The sequence below is a fragment of the Streptomyces sp. NPDC000878 genome (assembly GCF_053599695.1).
On record NZ_JBSFMT010000097.1, the window covers coordinates 17,392 to 32,703 of the forward strand.

15 protein-coding genes are annotated in these 15,312 nt (G+C 69.6%); 10 read left to right on the forward strand and 5 right to left on the reverse strand.

The annotated features are described in order from the left end of the window. Window positions 1-4: 4 nt before the first annotated feature. Window positions 5-946 (reverse strand): carbohydrate ABC transporter permease, encoded by a 942-nt coding sequence (locus ACWDR4_RS45055; RefSeq protein WP_450417369.1) that lies wholly within the window; start codon window positions 944-946, stop codon window positions 5-7. Window positions 947-971: 25 nt separating this feature from the next. Next, window positions 972-1,874, reverse strand: coding sequence for a carbohydrate ABC transporter permease (locus ACWDR4_RS45060; protein WP_450417371.1), 903 nt, complete (start codon window positions 1,872-1,874; stop codon window positions 972-974). Between the two features lie 182 nt (window positions 1,875-2,056). On the opposite strand from ACWDR4_RS45060, the gene ACWDR4_RS45065 reads away from it, so the two are divergent. Both ACWDR4_RS45065 and ACWDR4_RS45070 read left to right on the forward strand, forming a co-directional pair. Continuing rightward, window positions 2,057-3,238, forward strand: a complete 1,182-nt coding sequence (locus ACWDR4_RS45065) for an ROK family transcriptional regulator (protein ID WP_450417373.1) — start codon at window positions 2,057-2,059, stop codon at window positions 3,236-3,238. A 49-nt stretch (window positions 3,239-3,287) separates the two neighbouring features. Beyond that, entirely contained in the window at window positions 3,288-3,473 is a 186-nt protein-coding gene (locus ACWDR4_RS45070; protein ID WP_235472719.1) for a hypothetical protein, read from the forward strand. Window positions 3,474-3,654: 181 nt separating this feature from the next. Here the strand turns inward: ACWDR4_RS45070 and ACWDR4_RS45075 are convergent, their stop codons facing one another. From ACWDR4_RS45075 to ACWDR4_RS45085, 3 genes are all read right to left on the reverse strand, one after another. Next, the gene (locus ACWDR4_RS45075) at window positions 3,655-5,016 is read right to left on the reverse strand and encodes a S1 family peptidase (RefSeq protein WP_450417375.1); all 1,362 of its coding nucleotides are present in this window, start codon (window positions 5,014-5,016) and stop codon (window positions 3,655-3,657) included. A 118-nt stretch (window positions 5,017-5,134) separates the two neighbouring features. After that, entirely contained in the window at window positions 5,135-5,956 is an 822-nt protein-coding gene (locus ACWDR4_RS45080; RefSeq protein ID WP_450417377.1) for an SAM-dependent methyltransferase, read from the reverse strand. Window positions 5,957-6,051: 95 nt separating this feature from the next. Next, window positions 6,052-7,068 carry a hypothetical protein gene (locus tag ACWDR4_RS45085; RefSeq protein WP_450417379.1) on the reverse strand — a complete coding sequence of 339 codons (1,017 nt, stop codon included), beginning with the start codon at window positions 7,066-7,068 and terminating at the stop codon, window positions 6,052-6,054. 178 nt (window positions 7,069-7,246) lie between these two features. On the opposite strand from ACWDR4_RS45085, the gene ACWDR4_RS45090 reads away from it, so the two are divergent. From ACWDR4_RS45090 to ACWDR4_RS45125, 8 genes are all read left to right on the forward strand, one after another. Next, on the forward strand, window positions 7,247-8,572 hold the full coding sequence (locus ACWDR4_RS45090; protein WP_450417380.1) for a sugar ABC transporter substrate-binding protein: 1,326 nt from the start codon (window positions 7,247-7,249) through the stop codon (window positions 8,570-8,572). Further along, window positions 8,569-9,480, forward strand: coding sequence for a carbohydrate ABC transporter permease (locus tag ACWDR4_RS45095; protein WP_450417382.1), 912 nt, complete (start codon window positions 8,569-8,571; stop codon window positions 9,478-9,480). The genes ACWDR4_RS45090 and ACWDR4_RS45095 overlap by 4 nt, the downstream gene beginning before the upstream one ends. Next, window positions 9,477-10,421: a carbohydrate ABC transporter permease gene (locus tag ACWDR4_RS45100; RefSeq protein ID WP_450417384.1), complete on the forward strand. Its 945-nt coding sequence runs from the start codon at window positions 9,477-9,479 to the stop codon at window positions 10,419-10,421. Before ACWDR4_RS45095 ends, ACWDR4_RS45100 begins: the two co-directional genes overlap by 4 nt. 76 nt (window positions 10,422-10,497) lie before the next feature. Further along, window positions 10,498-11,406 carry a 5-dehydro-4-deoxyglucarate dehydratase gene (locus tag ACWDR4_RS45105; protein WP_450417386.1) on the forward strand — a complete coding sequence of 303 codons (909 nt, stop codon included), beginning with the start codon at window positions 10,498-10,500 and terminating at the stop codon, window positions 11,404-11,406. A 32-nt stretch (window positions 11,407-11,438) separates the two neighbouring features. Beyond that, on the forward strand, window positions 11,439-12,731 hold the full coding sequence (locus tag ACWDR4_RS45110) for a glucarate dehydratase family protein (protein WP_450417394.1): 1,293 nt from the start codon (window positions 11,439-11,441) through the stop codon (window positions 12,729-12,731). Window positions 12,732-12,794: 63 nt separating this feature from the next. Then, window positions 12,795-13,181, forward strand: coding sequence for a PPOX class F420-dependent oxidoreductase (locus tag ACWDR4_RS45115; RefSeq protein WP_450417388.1), 387 nt, complete (start codon window positions 12,795-12,797; stop codon window positions 13,179-13,181). A gap of 198 nt (window positions 13,182-13,379) precedes the next feature. Next, window positions 13,380-14,753 carry an FAD-binding oxidoreductase gene (locus ACWDR4_RS45120; protein ID WP_450417389.1) on the forward strand — a complete coding sequence of 458 codons (1,374 nt, stop codon included), beginning with the start codon at window positions 13,380-13,382 and terminating at the stop codon, window positions 14,751-14,753. Continuing rightward, a partial coding sequence (locus ACWDR4_RS45125; RefSeq protein WP_450417391.1) for an ABC transporter ATP-binding protein occupies window positions 14,750-15,312 on the forward strand: 563 nt, incomplete at its 3' end. The genes ACWDR4_RS45120 and ACWDR4_RS45125, both read left to right, overlap by 4 nt.

Genomic DNA, 15,312 nt, shown 5'->3' on the forward strand with positions numbered 1-15,312 from the left:
GCCGTCACTTGATGCCCGTGAAGCCGATGGAACTCACGATGCGCCGTGCGAAGCACGCGAACAGCACGACCATCGGCAGCGCGGCGATGAGCGTCGCCGCCATCAGCCCCGACCAGTCGACACCGGTCTGGGGTGTCTGTGCCCGGAAGATCGCCAGCGCCACCGTGAGAACCCGTGAACTGTCGCTGTACGACACCATCAGCGGCCAGAAGTAGTCGTTCCAGGCGGTGATGTACGTCAGGATCGAGAGCGTGATGACCGGTGTGGACGCCATCGGCAGCAGCACCCGGAAGAAGACGCGGACCTTGCCGGCGCCGTCGAGCAGGGCCGCCTCCTCGACCTCGCGCGGGATGTTCATGAAGAACTGGCGCAGGAAGAACACCGCGAACGGCGTCATGAACATCGTCGGCAGGGCGATCCCCAACAGGTTGTCCACCAGGCCGAGTTGCTTGATGAGAACGAAGTTCGGCAGCAGGGTGAAGATCGCCGGGACCATCAGGCCCGCCAGGAAGAGCCCGAAGACGGTGTCCCGGCCGCGCCAGCGCAGCCGGGCGAAGGCGTACGCGGCCATCGCCGAGAAGAAGATCTGGCAGCCGGTGATCAGGGTCGACACGAGCACCGAGTTGAGGAGATAGCGCCAGAAGTCCAGACCGCCGCCCGCACCGCCCTGCGCGATGGCCTCCTTGGTCGACTGGAGCCCGAGCGCCCGCTCGAACCCGCCGGTGGTGAGGCCCACCGGCAGCGGGTCGGAGGGGTTCGCCGCGAGGCCCGCGTTGGTGGACAGGGCGGTGCGCAGGATCCAGTAGAACGGCAGCAGGGTGACCAGCAGGATCGCGGCCAGCACCGCCCAGGCGGCGATCCGCCCGAGGGAGGGCCCGCGCCGCAGCGGTCGTACGACCACCTTGGTCGGTGTCGGCGTCGGGGCCGGTGAAGTCAGAGTCGTCATGGTGTGTGTGCTCCTTCCGGTCCGGTCAGCCGAGGTCGGTGTGGCCGGCCCGGGTGAGCCGGTACTGGAGGAAGGTGATCGCGCTCAGCACGACCAGCAGGGCCACCGACATCGCGGAGGCGTAGCCGAACTGGAAGCGGCCGAAGGCGGAGCCGTAGATGTAGTACTGGAGGACGTTGGTGGCGTTCGCCGGACCGCCCGCCGTCGTCACCGCGACCGTGTCGAACACCTGGAACGAGCCGATCACCGTCATGATCAGCACCACCGCGAGGATCGGCCGCAGCAGGGGCATCGTGATGCGCCAGAACATCCGCCACTCGCTCGCCCCGTCCACCTTGGCCGCCTCGTACATGTCGCTCGGGATGGCCTGGAGCCCGGCGAAGAGCAGCAGCGCGGTGTAGCCGACGTGCCGCCACACGTTGATCAGCGCGATCGTCGGGATCGCCCAGGTCTCGTCCGCGAGGAACGGGATGCGGTCGAAGCCGAGGGCCGCGACGATCTCGTTGCCGATGCCGAGCTGGGTGTCGAGGATCCAGAGCCAGACGATGCCCGCGACGACGTTCGACATCAGATAGGGGGTGAGCACGATCCCGCGCAGCACCGCCGACTGGGTCAGCCGCTGGAGCAGTACGGCGATGGCGAGCGCCGACACCGTCTGCACACCTATGTTGATGGCGACGTACTCGACGGTCACCGTCAACGAGTCCCAGAAGATGGGGTCGTTGACTATCCGGACATAATTGTCGAGCCCCACCCACTCGGCCGGGGTCAACAGGTTGAAGCGCGTGAAGCTCAGGTAGACGCCCCGCAGCGTCGGCCAGAGCAGGAACACCAGGAAGCCCAGCATCGCCGGGGCGACGAAGAGCGCCGCGAGCGCGCCGTCGCCGCGTGGTCGACGCAGGGGTGGGCTGGTGGAGGCGACGGTCATGGAGCGACTCCCTCGTCTGCTCGTCGGCGGCTCGTCCTCAGGGCACTTACTTTCGAGGCGAAAGAATCCATCCGTCAAGGTGCGGGGAGATATCTTTTTCGGGACAGTGATCGAGGCGTATCGAGACGTATGATCGCCCTGTTAGTTCCAGGTCGAAAGAAAAGGTGAGGGGTCTGATCGTCATGACCGCACTGGCCGACGGCTGGCCGCCGCTGAGCCCCGGGGAGCGCTCGGTGGCTATCGAGGTGCTCGTCCACGGCCCACTGTCCCGCGCCGAACTCGCCAGGCGGCTCGACCTCTCGGCCGGCAGCCTCACCCGGCTGACCAAACCGCTGCTCGAATCGGGCCTGCTCGTCGAGGTGCCCGACGCCGGTTCCCCGGCCGAGGTGCGGCAGGGGCGCCCCTCGCAACCGCTCGACGTCGTCGCCGAGTCCCGGGCCTTCCTCGGCTTCAAGATCACCGCGGACATGGTCTACGGCGTCGTCACCACCCTCCGCAGCGAGGTCGTCGCCCGCCTCGACCGGCCCCTCACCACCCATGACCCGGCCCAAGTGGCCGACGTGGTCGCAGAGTTGGCGGCGGAGCTGACCGCCGCCCATCCCGCCGTGGCCGGTATCGGGATCGGCGTCGGCGGACGCGTCGATAACCGTGCGGTGGTCGCCGACTCCGTCTTCCTCGACTGGTACGACGTCCCGCTCGCCGCCCTCGTCGAGGAGCGCACCGGCCTGCGGGTGGTCGTGGAGAACGACGTGAACGCCCTCGTCGAGGCCGAGAGCTGGTTCGGCGCGGGCCGGGGCCTGGACCGCTTCGCGGTCCTCACCATAGGAGCCGGCCTCGGCTACGGCCTGGTCAACGGCGGCCGACGGATCCCGTCCTCCGAGGACGGCCTGGGCATAGGGCGCCGCTGGATCGTCAACCCGAACGGGCCGCTCACCCCCGACGGGGAGCGCGGCAGCGCCATCTCCCTGCTCACCATCCCCAGCATCCGCTACCAGATCCGCGCCGCCACCGGCCACGACCTGACGTACGAGGAGATCCTCACCGGGGCCGCCGCCGGTGAGCCCATGGCCGCCCGCGTCGTCGACGAGGCGGCACGCGCCCTCGGCACGCTGGTCGCCCAGATCGCCAACTTCGCGATGCCCGAGAAGATCCTTTTGGCCGGAGAGGGCGTCGGGCTCGTCGAGGCGGTCGGTGGCGCGGTGGAGGAGAGCATCCGAGCCAACCGCCATCCGCTCGCCGACCCCGTCAACCTGGAGACCAAGGTCTCCGACTTCCATGACTGGGCGCGCGGGGCCGCCGTACTCGCCATCCAGGTGCTGGTGCTCGGGGCGGCCGATGGACGTGATCAGCAACACGGTCCGTAATGTCGGAAAGGTCGATTTCAACCGATTCGGCTTTCACGGGTGTCGTCATATGCTTCACAGCATGTCCACCACTCTTCAATCCGCCCCTGATCGATCGGCAGCCGACGTCAACGAAGAGATCCGGGCCCTCTGGCTCCGGTCGGGCGGGATCCTCAGCACCGAGCAGCGGCTGACCTATCAGCAGCTCGTAGCCGAATGGGCCGCGGTCTCCCCGCACCCCGGGCACGACGCGTAACACTTTCGTTCAGCAGAGCAACAGCAGGGCCGGGGCCGCGCAGAGCAGCGCGTAAGCCCCGGCCTTCAGTGTGTCCGCCGCCTTTGGGGGGCCGGAGGCCCCACCTAAGGGGCGCGGGGAACTGCGCGACCAGCCCCCACCGGCCGCTGGCAAACGAACCACCCGTCGACGGCTGAAGCTCTCAACTCCAGGTAGCCGAGTAGGACCGCCGATAATCCCGCCGATCCTGCTCAACCCGGAACCACCGCGTAGCGACCAGAGCAATCAGACTGCCCCCCACGATCAACAGCCCAGGCCCCACGTTCTTGGGATCCGAGAGCCGCTCCAACAACGCCTCCCCGGCGGACCCACCCGTAACCGGCGCCACCGACCCCGGCTGAGCGTCCCCGGGGGCAATCGCACTCTGCGTAGCCGTAGCGGACGGTGCCGGCGCGGCAGCCTGCCCCGCCTGCCCGATCAGCCGAACGTTGAGCGAGCTCAACGCCTTCGTCACCGGCTCGAAGAACGTCGTACCGCCGGCCGTACAGTCGCCGTTGCCGCCCGACGTGATCCCGAGCGCGATGCCCTCGGAGAACAACGGGCCGCCGCTGTCGCCGGATTCGGCACACACGGTGGTCTCGATCAGGCCCGACACCGTGCCCTCCGGGTAGTTGACCGTGGCGTTGAGCCCGGTCACCTCGCCGTTGCGCAGCCCGGTGGTGCTGCCGCTGCGGAACACCTTCTGGCCCACGGTCGGATCGGCCGCGCCCGTGATGCGTACGCCCCGGCCGTCGCCGATGGCGACGACATCGGCGCCGTCACCGGCCGAGCCGCCGTCGTACTGGATCAGCGAGTAGTCGTTGATGGGGAAGCTGCTGCTGATCGTCTTGCCGATCTCCTGCGCGCCCCCGGAGTCCGCGAACCAGACCGAACCGTTGGGCCCGCAGTGCCCGGCCGTGAGGATGAAGTCGGCCGTTCCGTTGGTCACGTTGAAGCCCGCCGAGCAGCGTCCGCCGGTCGACAGGATCGGCTGCGCCGCGTTGATCCGCGTGGTGAAGGTGCCCTGGGTGCGCTCCATGCGTACCGAGCCGCCGATCTCCTCGGCGACCGCGGACAGCTTGGCCCAGTCGGCCTTCGACACCGTGGTGTCGGCCTGGACGACCACCTCGTTCTTGGTGTAGTCGACCGACCAAGCCGTGCCCGCCACGCGCGGCGCCGAACGCAGCGTCTCCGTCGCGGACTTGAGGGTGTCCATGCTGTAGTCGACGACCTTGGGCCGGGCGCCCGCCTTCTTGACCTCCGCCGCGGCCTCCTCGTCGGTCACCGCGACGACCGGTTTCCCGTCGTCCGCGATCCAGCTGCCCGCCGTACGCTCGGTGCCGAGTTCGCTGACGAGGCCGCTGCCGGTGGTGCCGGCCGCCTGGGCGGAGCTGAGGGGCAGATCGGTGACTTGCGGCGGTTCGGTCGCCACGGCCTGGGTGACCATCAGTCCGCCGAGGATGACTCCGCCGACGGCCGCCAGCCGTGTCGCTCGCCGGACGATCCGTCGTCGTGCGTGCCTCATCAATGGCTCCCGAACCCCGAACTCGCGGTGTGGACACCGCGGGGCCCTCCGGTCGTTGAGTGGCCCTCACTTCCATACGTGGCAGGGGGTGTTCGTGTTCACCCGGCCCAAGATCCCGTCAGGGTTTGCGGGCCACTCCGCAGTACATGGCGACCTCGGCCGGCTCGTCCTCCCCGGGGCAGGGTCTCTCCGCCCGCCAGCGCGAGCAGGACACGACCCCCGGCTCCAGGAGTTCCAGCCCGTCGAAGAAGCGCGCCACAGCCTCCGGGGTGCGCTGGACCAGCCGAGGCGTGCCGTGCGCGTTCCAGTACCGCACCGCCGAGTCCACCTCGGCCAGCCCAGGTCCGGTGATGGTGTGCGACAGCGCGAGATGGCTGCCCGGGGGAAGGGCGTCCAGCAGCCGTCGTACGACGCCGTACGGGTCCTCGTCGTCGCCGAGGAAGATGACCACCCCGAGCAGCATCAGGGCGACGGGACGGGTGAAGTCCAGGGTGCGCGCGGCCTGTTCGAGGATCGCGTCGACGTTGCGCAGGTCCTCGTCGAGATGGTCGGTGCGCCCCTCGGGCGTGCTGGTGAGGAGGGCGCGGGCGTGGACCATGACGAGCGGATCGTTGTCCACGTACACGACCCGGGCGTCCGGCGCGATCCGCTGGGCGACCTCGTGGGTGTTGTCGGCGGTCGGTAACCCGGTCCCGATGTCGAGGAACTGCCGGATCCCGCACGCGGTGACCAGATGCCGTACGGCCCGCCCCAGGAACAGCCGGTCCGCGCGGGCGTACTCGCCGATGCCCGGGTGCAGTTCACGGATGCGGTCACCGGCCGTGCGGTCGACCTCGTAGTGGTCCCGGCCGCCGAGCCAGTAGTTCCAGATCCGGGCGGTGTGCGGCTGTCGCGAGTTGATCCGCGCGTGCAGCGACGCGGCAGGGGAGTTCTCGGGCACGGAAGCAGCTCCTGGGGCACCTGCGAGCGAGTGTCAACCGGCAATCTAGACAAGGTTGTTGATGTTGGCGAGGGCCCTGACGACTCAGTGATGGATCAGTTGTTAACAGCCCCGAAAAGCCGTCGCCTGCTGCGCTCGTCGCCCCAGACGGAACCCCAGGCGGAACCGCTGTCCCCGCTGGCCCCGCTGGCCCCGCTCGCCACGTAAGGCCGCAGCAGCGCCGTCAGCGTCGCGTCACCGCGTCCGTTCAGCTCGTGGGAGGCGATGCTGCGGGCGATCCCGGCGAGGAAGTCGGCCAGCTGGACCCGTGTGTCGTCCCGCGCGACGACCAGCCGCAGCCCGTCGATCCGGGCCGTCTCCCTGAGCCACTCGATGCGCTCCTCCGTCAGCATGTTCTGCCGGTCGTGCACCAGCGTGACGGCCCGCCCGCCCGCACTCCAGCGCGCGGCCGTCCGCACGATCGCGGGCAGCAGCGGGTTCAGTACGGGGATCAGGGCGGGGGCGGCCAGCAGCCGGGCCCGGTGGTCCGCGGCCCGGGAGCGGGCGCCGCCTAGCAGCTTCAGCGCGTCCGCCACGTCCGTCATGTCCCGGTCGCGGAGGTCCGGCGCCTGCTCGGCCAGGGCGTCCACCGCGCGGAGAAACGCGTCGACGGGCGCCCCCGGATCGGCGTCCGCGTCACCGCGTACCCGGAGCAGGGCGTTGGCCGCCGTCAGGAACGTCTTCCAGCGCTCGTCCCCGAAGGTGTGCGCGCCCGCGCGGAAGAGGGGAGCGGCGCCGGCCGGGTCGCCGAGGAGCAGGTCGACGACCCGCTCCACCATGAAGAAGGTCTTCTCCGTGAGATGGACGTACGCGTGTCCGTGCAGCGGTCCCGAGGGGCCGAGCGTCCACTCCAGGACCGCCCGGTGCTTCTCCCTGAGGAGGTGGTTCGCCTTGTACTCCTCGGCGGGGGAGCGGATGCGGTCGCGGATCTCCCGGATCGCCGCCGACGCGGCCTCCATGGGCACATCCACACTGCCGTGCGCGAAGACGTCGGTGTTCCCGCCGGTCAGGTTCTCGCCGTCCGACCCCGACTCGTCGCAGGCGATCTCGACTTCCGTGGGCTGCCGGGTCACACCGGCCAGCATCCCCCACCGGGGTCCGGAAGGGCATCTGGTTATCGGCGCGGGGCGGGTCGTGTGACGTCCGTGAAAACTCCGAACCATGTATTGACATACGGATGAAACCGTTCGTAGCTTACAGCGATCATTTAGATTCGTGAAAGACGTTCACGAATATGAACGGAGAACTTCCATGGGCGATCGCCGACGAAGTCGCCGCCTGGCCGCCGGGCTCGTCGCCACGGGGCTCGCATTCGGAACGGCCGCCTGTGGAGCCGGCTCCGACAGTGCCGGCGGCGACCCGAACACGCTGGAGGTGTGGACCCGGAGCAACCCGGACCCCGCCGCCACCTACGAGCGGGTGTTCGCCGCCTTCACCAAGAAGACCGGAATCAAGATCGACTATCAGCCGGTCATCAACTTCGACCAGCAGCTGCAGAGCCGCGCGTCCACCAAGGACCTGCCGGACGTCATGATCAACGACACGGCACTGATGGGCAGTTACCAGAGCCAGGGGCTCCTGAAGGTGATCGACCCCGACTCGATCGCGGGCCACGAGCAGATCACTGCCCAGTCCTGGTCCTCGACCGTCGGCATCGACGGCAGGCACTACGGCATCCCCTACTCCCGCCAGGCCCAGACCCTGATGATCAGGAAGGACTGGCTGGTCAAGCTCGGCCTCAAGGCGCCCACCACCTGGCAGGAGATGCTGAGCGTCGCCAAGGCCTTCGCCACCCGCGACCCGGACGGCGACGGCAAGGCCGACACCTACGGCATGGTCGTCCCCGGCAGCGCCCAGAACGGCTACGCCGCCTGGTGGGGCGCCAGCTTCCTCTGGCAGGGCGGCGCGAAGATCGTCGAACCCGAAGGCAAGGGCACCTACAGGGCGGCCATGGACTCGGCCGCCGCCGTCGACACCGTGACCTGGATGAAGGACAACCTCTTCTGCGGTGACAACGCTGTCACCCAGCCCGGCGCCCTGACCGCCGTCACCTCCACCGCGACCAACTTCCAGGACGGCAACGCCGGGATGTACCTGACCGGCCCGTACAACATCGCCACCTTCGACCAGACCCTCGGCAAGGACAAGTACGAGGTCGTCCCCGCCCCCGCGGGCCCGGCCGGCGGTGACGTACTGGCCGACGGCGAGAACATCTACTTCGGCGCGAGGACCGGCAAGACGAAGCAGGAACAGGCACTCGCCGCCTTCCTCGTCTCCGCCGAGGGGCAGAGGCTCGCCATGACCGGCGAGAACCAGCCCGTCGTCCGCATCCCCGTGAACTCCACCCTCGACGCGGCCACGGTCCGCGACGACCCTCGCTGGAGCGTGGTGCAGAAGGCGTACGAGGACGCCTCGCAGCAGTTCCCGAACGCGCCCGACTTCGCCCCGATCAAGCAGGACACCGCCGACAGCCTCAACGCGATCTTCACGTACTGCGGCAGTGACGTCCGCTCCCAGCTGGACGAGCTGAACGAGACCCTCGACGGCGACCTCAAGGACCAGGACCTGCTGAAATGACCGCTACCGTGACCACCCCCGCGGCGCGCGGCGGCCGGGGCCTCACCAAGAAGTCCGTGGTGCCGTGGCTGTTCCTCGCCCCTGGCCTGCTGCTCGCCCTCGTCTTCAAGTTCTGGCCGATGGCCAAGGGCGTCTGGCTCAGCTTCTTGGACGTCCGGCCCTTCCTCGGCGACAAGTGGACCGGCCTCGACAACTACACCCGGGTCCTGACCGACCACCGCTTCCAGGACGCCATCGGACACACCCTGGTCCTCGGCATCGGCCAGTCCCTCGGCGCCATCCTCCTCGGCTTCGTCCTCGCCCTGCTCCTGGAGGGCCAGGCCCGCTCGCTGAAGATCGTGCGCACCGCCGTCTTCCTGCCCGCCGTCACCGCCACCGCGGTCGTCGGCGAGCTGTGGCGGCTGATGTACTACCCGACCTCCGACGGCCTCCTCAACAGCGGCCTGCACTTCTTCGGCCTCGGCCCCGTCCAGTTCCTCGACAACCCGGGCATCGCCCTGTGGTCGACGATGGCCATGGGCATCTGGATCTGGGCCCCCTACAACATGGTCATCATCATGGCCGGCCTCGCGGGCGTCGACCGCTCGCTGTACGAGGCCGCCGCGATGGACGGCGTCTCCCTCTGGCAGCGGCTGCGGTACGTCACCCTGCCGGCGATCCGCCCCGCCCTGGGCATCGTCCTCACGCTCGCCGCGATCCGTGGACTGCGCGTGTTCACCGAGGTGTACGTCCTCACCGGCGGCGGCCCGGCCGGGTCCACCGAGGTCTGGATGACCCGCGCCTACACCCTGGGCTTCACCCGCAACGACATCGGCGGCGCCTCGGCGGCCTCCGTCGTCCTGCTCTGCGTGACGCTGCTGCTCACCGTCACGGTCAACCACTTCCGCAAGAGGGGAGACGTGCGATGAGCGCCCCCGTCATCGACCCCGTCCGTACGACGGTCCCGCAGCCGACGGTACGGCGGTCCGGCAAGGCCCAGCGGACCACACCGGCCCGCTTCGACACCGCACTCGGCTGGAACGACAGGCCCGGCACCGCCTGGGGTCTGCGCATCCTGCTCTGCGCGATCGCCCTGGCCGTCTTCGCCGCGCCCTTCCTCGCGATCCTCTCCGGCGCCTTCACCAAGAACGCCAGCGGCTCCTCCCTCTCCTTCCTCCCGCACGACAGCACCCTGCTGAACTTCACGGTGGCCGGCGAGCGCGGCATCTGGGACTACTTCTCCAACTCGCTCGTCATAGCGGGCGGCGGACTGCTGCTCCAGCTCGTGGTCTGCACGCTTGCCGCCTACGCGCTGGCCCGGCACCGCTTCCGTGGCCAGGCCCTGATCCTGACCCTGTTCATGCTGACGATGATGCTTCCCGAGGAGGTCATCGCGATCCCGCTGTCGCTGGTCCTCGGCGACGTGCCGGTGGTCCACCTCGACCTCAAGGGCACCGTCTGGGGCGTCATCCTGCCGCTGGGCGCCTGGGGCTTCTCGGTGATGATGCTCACCGAGTTCATGAAGGACATCCCCGACGAGATCGAGGAGGCCGCCCGCCTCGACGGCGTCGGTGAGCTGCGCATGCTGTGGCAGATCGTGCTGCCGCTGTGCAAGCCCGCGCTGGGTGTGGCCGGTGTGCTCGGCTTCATCATGATCTGGGACCAGTATCTGCTGCCCCTGATCGCCGCCAAGGACCCCACCGACTACACGGTCACCGTCGCCCTGTCCATCCTGCGCACCGACCCCGAGGTCGGCTCCGGGGTGGTGCTGGCGGGCGCGGTCATCGCCCTCGTACCCAGCCTGATCGTCTATCTGCTCCTCCAGCGCTCGCTGGTCACCGGCATCGCCGCCGGTGCCACCAAGGGCTGACACGGCATGGACCGACACACCAAAGCTGACATACCAAAGGCTGACATCGCATCAACCCCCCACGTTTGAGGGAGACATGAAGTTCCAAGGAGTGCTGTTCTTTCCGGTCACGCCCTTCGGGGCGGACGGATCGCTGGACGGGGAACTCCTCGCCCGGCACATCGAGGCCGGGGTCGCGGCCGGGGCCGGCGGGGTGTTCGTCGCCTGCGGCACCGGCGAGTTCCACGCGCTGACGCCGGACGAGATCGAACAGGCGACCAGGATCGCGGTCGCCACGACCGCCGGCCGCGTCCCCGTCCTGGCCGCCGCCGGCGGTCCGCTGCCCGTGGCCGTCGACCAGGCCACCCGCATCCGGGAGGCCGGCGCCGACGGCGTCCTGCTGCTGCCGCCGTACCTGGTGACCGCACCGCAGCAGGGCCTCGTCCGGTACGCGCGTGAAGTGACGTCGGCCGCCGGGCTCCCGGTGATCTTCTACCAGCGCGGCACCGCCCGCCTCACCGAGGCCGCCGCCGCCGAGATCGCCGCCCTGCCCGGGGTCGTCGGCCTCAAGGACGGCATCGGCGACCTCGAACTCATGCACCGCATCGTGCGCGCGATCCGGGCACTGCCCGGCGGCGAGGACTTCGCCTTCTTCAACGGCCTGCCCACCGCCGAGATGACGGCCGCCGCCTACCAGGGCGTCGGCGTCGACCTCTACTCGTCGGCCGTCTTCGCCTTCGCCCCGGAGATCGCCACCGCGTTCCACCGGGCGCTGGGGGAGGGCGACGAGGCCCTGGTCACCAAGCTCCTCGACGAGTTCTACGGCCCCCTCGTCGAACTCCGCGACGAGGTACCGGGATACGCGGTGTCGCTGGTCAAGGCCGGGGTGACCCTCCGGGGCCTGGATGTCGGCGGCGTCCGTGCCCCGCTGCTCGACCCGACGCCGGAGCACGTGGCCCGGCTGGCGAAACTCATCGACCACGGTCTGGAGGCGGTTCGCGTATGAGCGACAGCACGAGCGGCGGTACGAGTGACGGCATGAGCGACGGCAGGAGTACGAACGTGAATGGCACCGGCACCGGCACCGGCACCCGTATCCGCGAACTCGTCGTCACCCCCATCGCGTTCGACGACCCGCCACTGCTCAACGCCGATGGTGTGCACGAACCGCTCGCCCTGCGCTGCATCCTCCAACTCGTCCTGGAGGACGGCACGGTGGGCCTCGGTGAGTCGCCCGGCGGCAGCGCCCGCCTCGCACGGCTCCAGGAGGCCGCGAAGGCCGTCGTCGGCATGGACGTCTTCGACACGACGGCCGTCGCCGCCGCGATCGACGCCGCCCTGTCGCCGACCGTGCCCAGCTCCCACGAACGCGGCTGGGCCACCTCGGCCGTGGAGGTGGCCTGTCTCGACGCCCAGGGCAAGCTGCTCGGCCGCCCGGTCAGCGACCTGCTCGGCGGCAGGGTCCGGGACTCGGTGCCCTTCGCCGCGTACCTCTTCTACAAGTGGGCCGAACACCCCGCCCTCGACGGCCGTGAAGCCATCGGCGACGAATGGGGCGAGGCCCTCGACCCGGGCGGGGTCGTCGCGCAGGCCCGGCTGATGCAACAGCGGTACGGATTCACCTCGTTCAAGCTCAAGGGCGGTGTCTTCCCGCCCGACGAGGAGATCGCCGCGATGAAGGCCCTCGCCGAGGCCTTCCCCGGACAGCCTCTGCGCCTGGACCCCAACACGGCCTGGTCGGTGGAGACCTCGAAGTACGTCGCCCGTGAACTCGACGGCGTCATCGAGTACTTGGAGGACCCCACCGCCACCATCCCCGGCATGGCCGAGGTCGCCAAGGAAGCGGCGATGCCGCTCGCCACCAACATGTGCGTGATCGCCTGGGAACACCTGAAGCCCGCCGTCGAACAGAACGCGATCCAGGTCCTCCTCACCGACCACCACTACTGGGGCGGACTGCGCCGGACCCGTGAACTCGCCGCCGTCTGCGAGGCGTTCGGCATCGAGCTGTCCATGCACTCCAACTCGCACCTGGGCATCAGCCTCGCCGCGATGACCCACGTCGGGGCCGCCATTCCCAACCTCGCGCACTCCTGCGACACGCACTACCCGTGGAACTCGGCCGACGACGTCATCGTCCCCGGCGCCATCGAGGTCCGCGACGGCGCGGTGAAGGTACCGACCGGCCCCGGCCTGGGCGTCGAGCTGGACCCCGACGCCCTGGACCGGGCCCACCGCCGCTACCTCGACTCCGGGATCCGGGACCGCGACGACACCGGGTACATGCGGCGGATCCGGCCCGAGTACGAACGGCGGCTGCCACGTTGGTGACAGTCGGCAAGTGAGGGAGGGCGCCGGGGGTCGGATCGGGTCCCGGCGCCTAGACTCCGGCCCATGGACGAAACCAGCCCCCTGGACCGGCTCGCTGCGGGCAAATACCTGCTGATCACCAGCTACCGCAAGAACGGCACGTCCGTCGCCACCCCGGTCTGGGTGGTGCGCGACGGGGACGCGCTCGGCGTCTGGTCGGTGGCGGACGCCTGGAAGGTGAAGCGGATCCGCAACCGGGCCGACGTCCTGGTCGGCCCCTGCGACGTCCGCGGAAAGCCGACCGGGGACTCGGTGCCCGCCACCGCCGAGATCCTCGACCAGCCCGCGACCGACGCCTACCGGAAGCTCCTCACCCGCAAGTACGGCGTATTCGGCCGCATCACCATGCTCGGCAGCCGGCTGCGGCGCGGGAGGACGGGCACGGTCGGGATCCGGATCACGCTCGTATAGCAGCCTCGTACAACGGTCGAGACGGTCGGCGGAAGCTCCGCCTGTGCGCACCCCGCACGGGCGGAGCTTTTTGCTTCCGCGGCGAACTATGGCGGACTAGTGTCGGCAGAGATGGCAGATATTTCCCTGTCGGATCTCTTGAAGGCGGAAAGTGTCGACAGTAGTGTCCGGTCTCGAACCCCGCGTGAGGAGATCGGCATGCATGAGCTGTCCCCGGCCCGAGTCGTCCGGCGCGGCGAGGAACGGTACGAACAGGCCCGCCTCGACGCCGTCTGGAACGAACGCAAACCCGCGCGCCACCCCGATGTCATCGTCCTGGCCGAGGACGAGCAGGACGTGGTCGCCGCCGTACGGCTCGCCCGCCGCGAGGGAATGACGGTCGGTATCCGCTCCGGCGGACACAGCTGGGTCGGCAACGGCGTGCGGGACGGCGGCATGCTGCTCGACCTGTCCCAGCTGCGGGACATCACCGTCGACCCGGAGCAGCGGACGGCCACCGTGCAACCCGCCGTCAAGGGGCCGGAACTGCTCCAACTCCTCGAACCGCAGGGCCTGTTCTTCCCCACCGGGCATGCGCCGACCGTCGGCATCGGCGGATTCATTCTCGGCGGCGGCTACGGCTGGGACTCCCGCCGGCTCGGTCCCGCCTGCCTCAGCATCGAGGCCGTCGACGTCGTCCTCGCCGACGGTACGCTCGTCCACCGCGCCACCGACGACACACACCCCGACCTGCTGTGGGCGGCGCGGGGGAGTGGCCCCGGCTTCTTCGGCGTCGTCACCCGCTTCCATCTCGCCCTGCACGACCGCCCGCGCCGCATCCGCCGTACGGTGCACAGCTATCCGCTCGCCCTGCGCGACGAGGTGCTGGCCTGGGCGTACGACAAGCTGGAAGACCTCGACCCCGCCGTCGAGTTCTCGGCGAAAGTCGGCTTCACCCCGGGCCTCGACCGCAAGACCGTCTCCCTCACGGCGACCGCGTTCTGCGGCAAGGACGACGAGTTGCTCGCCCCGCTGGAGGACGCGCCCTTCCGGGACCGGGCCGTACGGTCCGTCGTGGCCGCCGACACGACCATGCCCGAGCTGTACGACGCCGCCGACCGGCTCACCCCGCCCGGCATGCGCTGGGCCCTCGACGGCATCTGGGCCGACGGGCCCGTCGAGCGCATCCTCGACGCCTCCCGCCCCCTGTTCGACTCGATCCCGGACACCACCAGCCATGTCCTGTGGATGCTCTGGGGCGGCTTCCCGGAACGGGCCGACGCCTGCTGGTCCAGCCAGGCCAAGGTCTATCTCTCGCCCAACGCGGGCTGGACCGACCCCGCCGAGGACCTCGCCCACGAGCAATGGGCGCACGGCCGGCTGGCCGCGATCCAGCACCTGTCGAAGGGCCTCCAGTTCTCCGACAACAACCTCGCCGACCGCCACGACCACGGACTCAGCCCGGCCAACTCCGCACGCCTGGAGACGATCAGGGCCGCGTACGACCCCGACGGTCTGTTCCACACGTACATGACCCCTCGCGAATCGACCACCGCATACGCCGCCGCCGGCTTCAACGGAGTCGTCGTATGACACGCGGATCCAGCCTGCACGTCGAGGGCGTCGGTATGAGTTTCGGGCGGGGTGCGCAGGAGCATCGGGTGCTGGGTGGTTTGTCGTTGCGGGTGGATCCGGGGGAGGTGGTGTGCATCGTCGGGCCGTCGGGTGCGGGCAAGACGACGCTGCTGCGCTGCCTGGCCGGGCTGACTCCGCCGACCCAGGGTGCGGTGCGTTACGGGGAGTTGCCGCTGACCGCTCCGCACGCGGACATCGCGGTGGTCTCGCAGGACTACCGGGGATCGTTGCTGCCGTGGATGCGGGTGTGGGACAACGTGGCATTCCCGCTTCAGGGGCGGGGGGTGAAGAAGGCGGCACGTCGGCAGCGCGCCCTGGAGTGTCTGGAGGCGGTCGGGCTGGGGGACGTCGGCGAGAGGTATCCCTGGCAGCTGTCGGGCGGGATGCAGCAGCGGGTGGCGATCGCGCGGGGGTTGGCGTATGACGCGCCGGTGCTGCTGATGGACGAGCCGTTCGGGTCGGTCGACGCCCAGTCCCGTTTCGACCTGGAGGATCTGACCCTGGAGCTGCGCCGGCG

Coding starts and splice junctions, on each gene's coding strand:
- ACWDR4_RS45060 (WP_450417371.1), bottom strand. CDS start 1,874: ATGACCGTCGCCTCCACCAGCCCACCCCTGCGTCGACCACGCGGCGAC.
- ACWDR4_RS45075 (WP_450417375.1), bottom strand. CDS start 5,016: ATGAGGCACGCACGACGACGGATCGTCCGGCGAGCGACACGGCTGGCG.
- ACWDR4_RS45105 (WP_450417386.1), top strand. CDS start 10,498: ATGAAGTTCCAAGGAGTGCTGTTCTTTCCGGTCACGCCCTTCGGGGCG.
- ACWDR4_RS45055 (WP_450417369.1), bottom strand. CDS start 946: ATGACGACTCTGACTTCACCGGCCCCGACGCCGACACCGACCAAGGTG.
- ACWDR4_RS45120 (WP_450417389.1), top strand. CDS start 13,380: ATGCATGAGCTGTCCCCGGCCCGAGTCGTCCGGCGCGGCGAGGAACGG.
- ACWDR4_RS45110 (WP_450417394.1), top strand. CDS start 11,439: ATGAGCGACGGCAGGAGTACGAACGTGAATGGCACCGGCACCGGCACC.
- ACWDR4_RS45065 (WP_450417373.1), top strand. CDS start 2,057: ATGACCGCACTGGCCGACGGCTGGCCGCCGCTGAGCCCCGGGGAGCGC.
- ACWDR4_RS45070 (WP_235472719.1), top strand. CDS start 3,288: ATGCTTCACAGCATGTCCACCACTCTTCAATCCGCCCCTGATCGATCG.
- ACWDR4_RS45115 (WP_450417388.1), top strand. CDS start 12,795: ATGGACGAAACCAGCCCCCTGGACCGGCTCGCTGCGGGCAAATACCTG.
- ACWDR4_RS45090 (WP_450417380.1), top strand. CDS start 7,247: ATGGGCGATCGCCGACGAAGTCGCCGCCTGGCCGCCGGGCTCGTCGCC.
- ACWDR4_RS45095 (WP_450417382.1), top strand. CDS start 8,569: ATGACCGCTACCGTGACCACCCCCGCGGCGCGCGGCGGCCGGGGCCTC.
- ACWDR4_RS45100 (WP_450417384.1), top strand. CDS start 9,477: ATGAGCGCCCCCGTCATCGACCCCGTCCGTACGACGGTCCCGCAGCCG.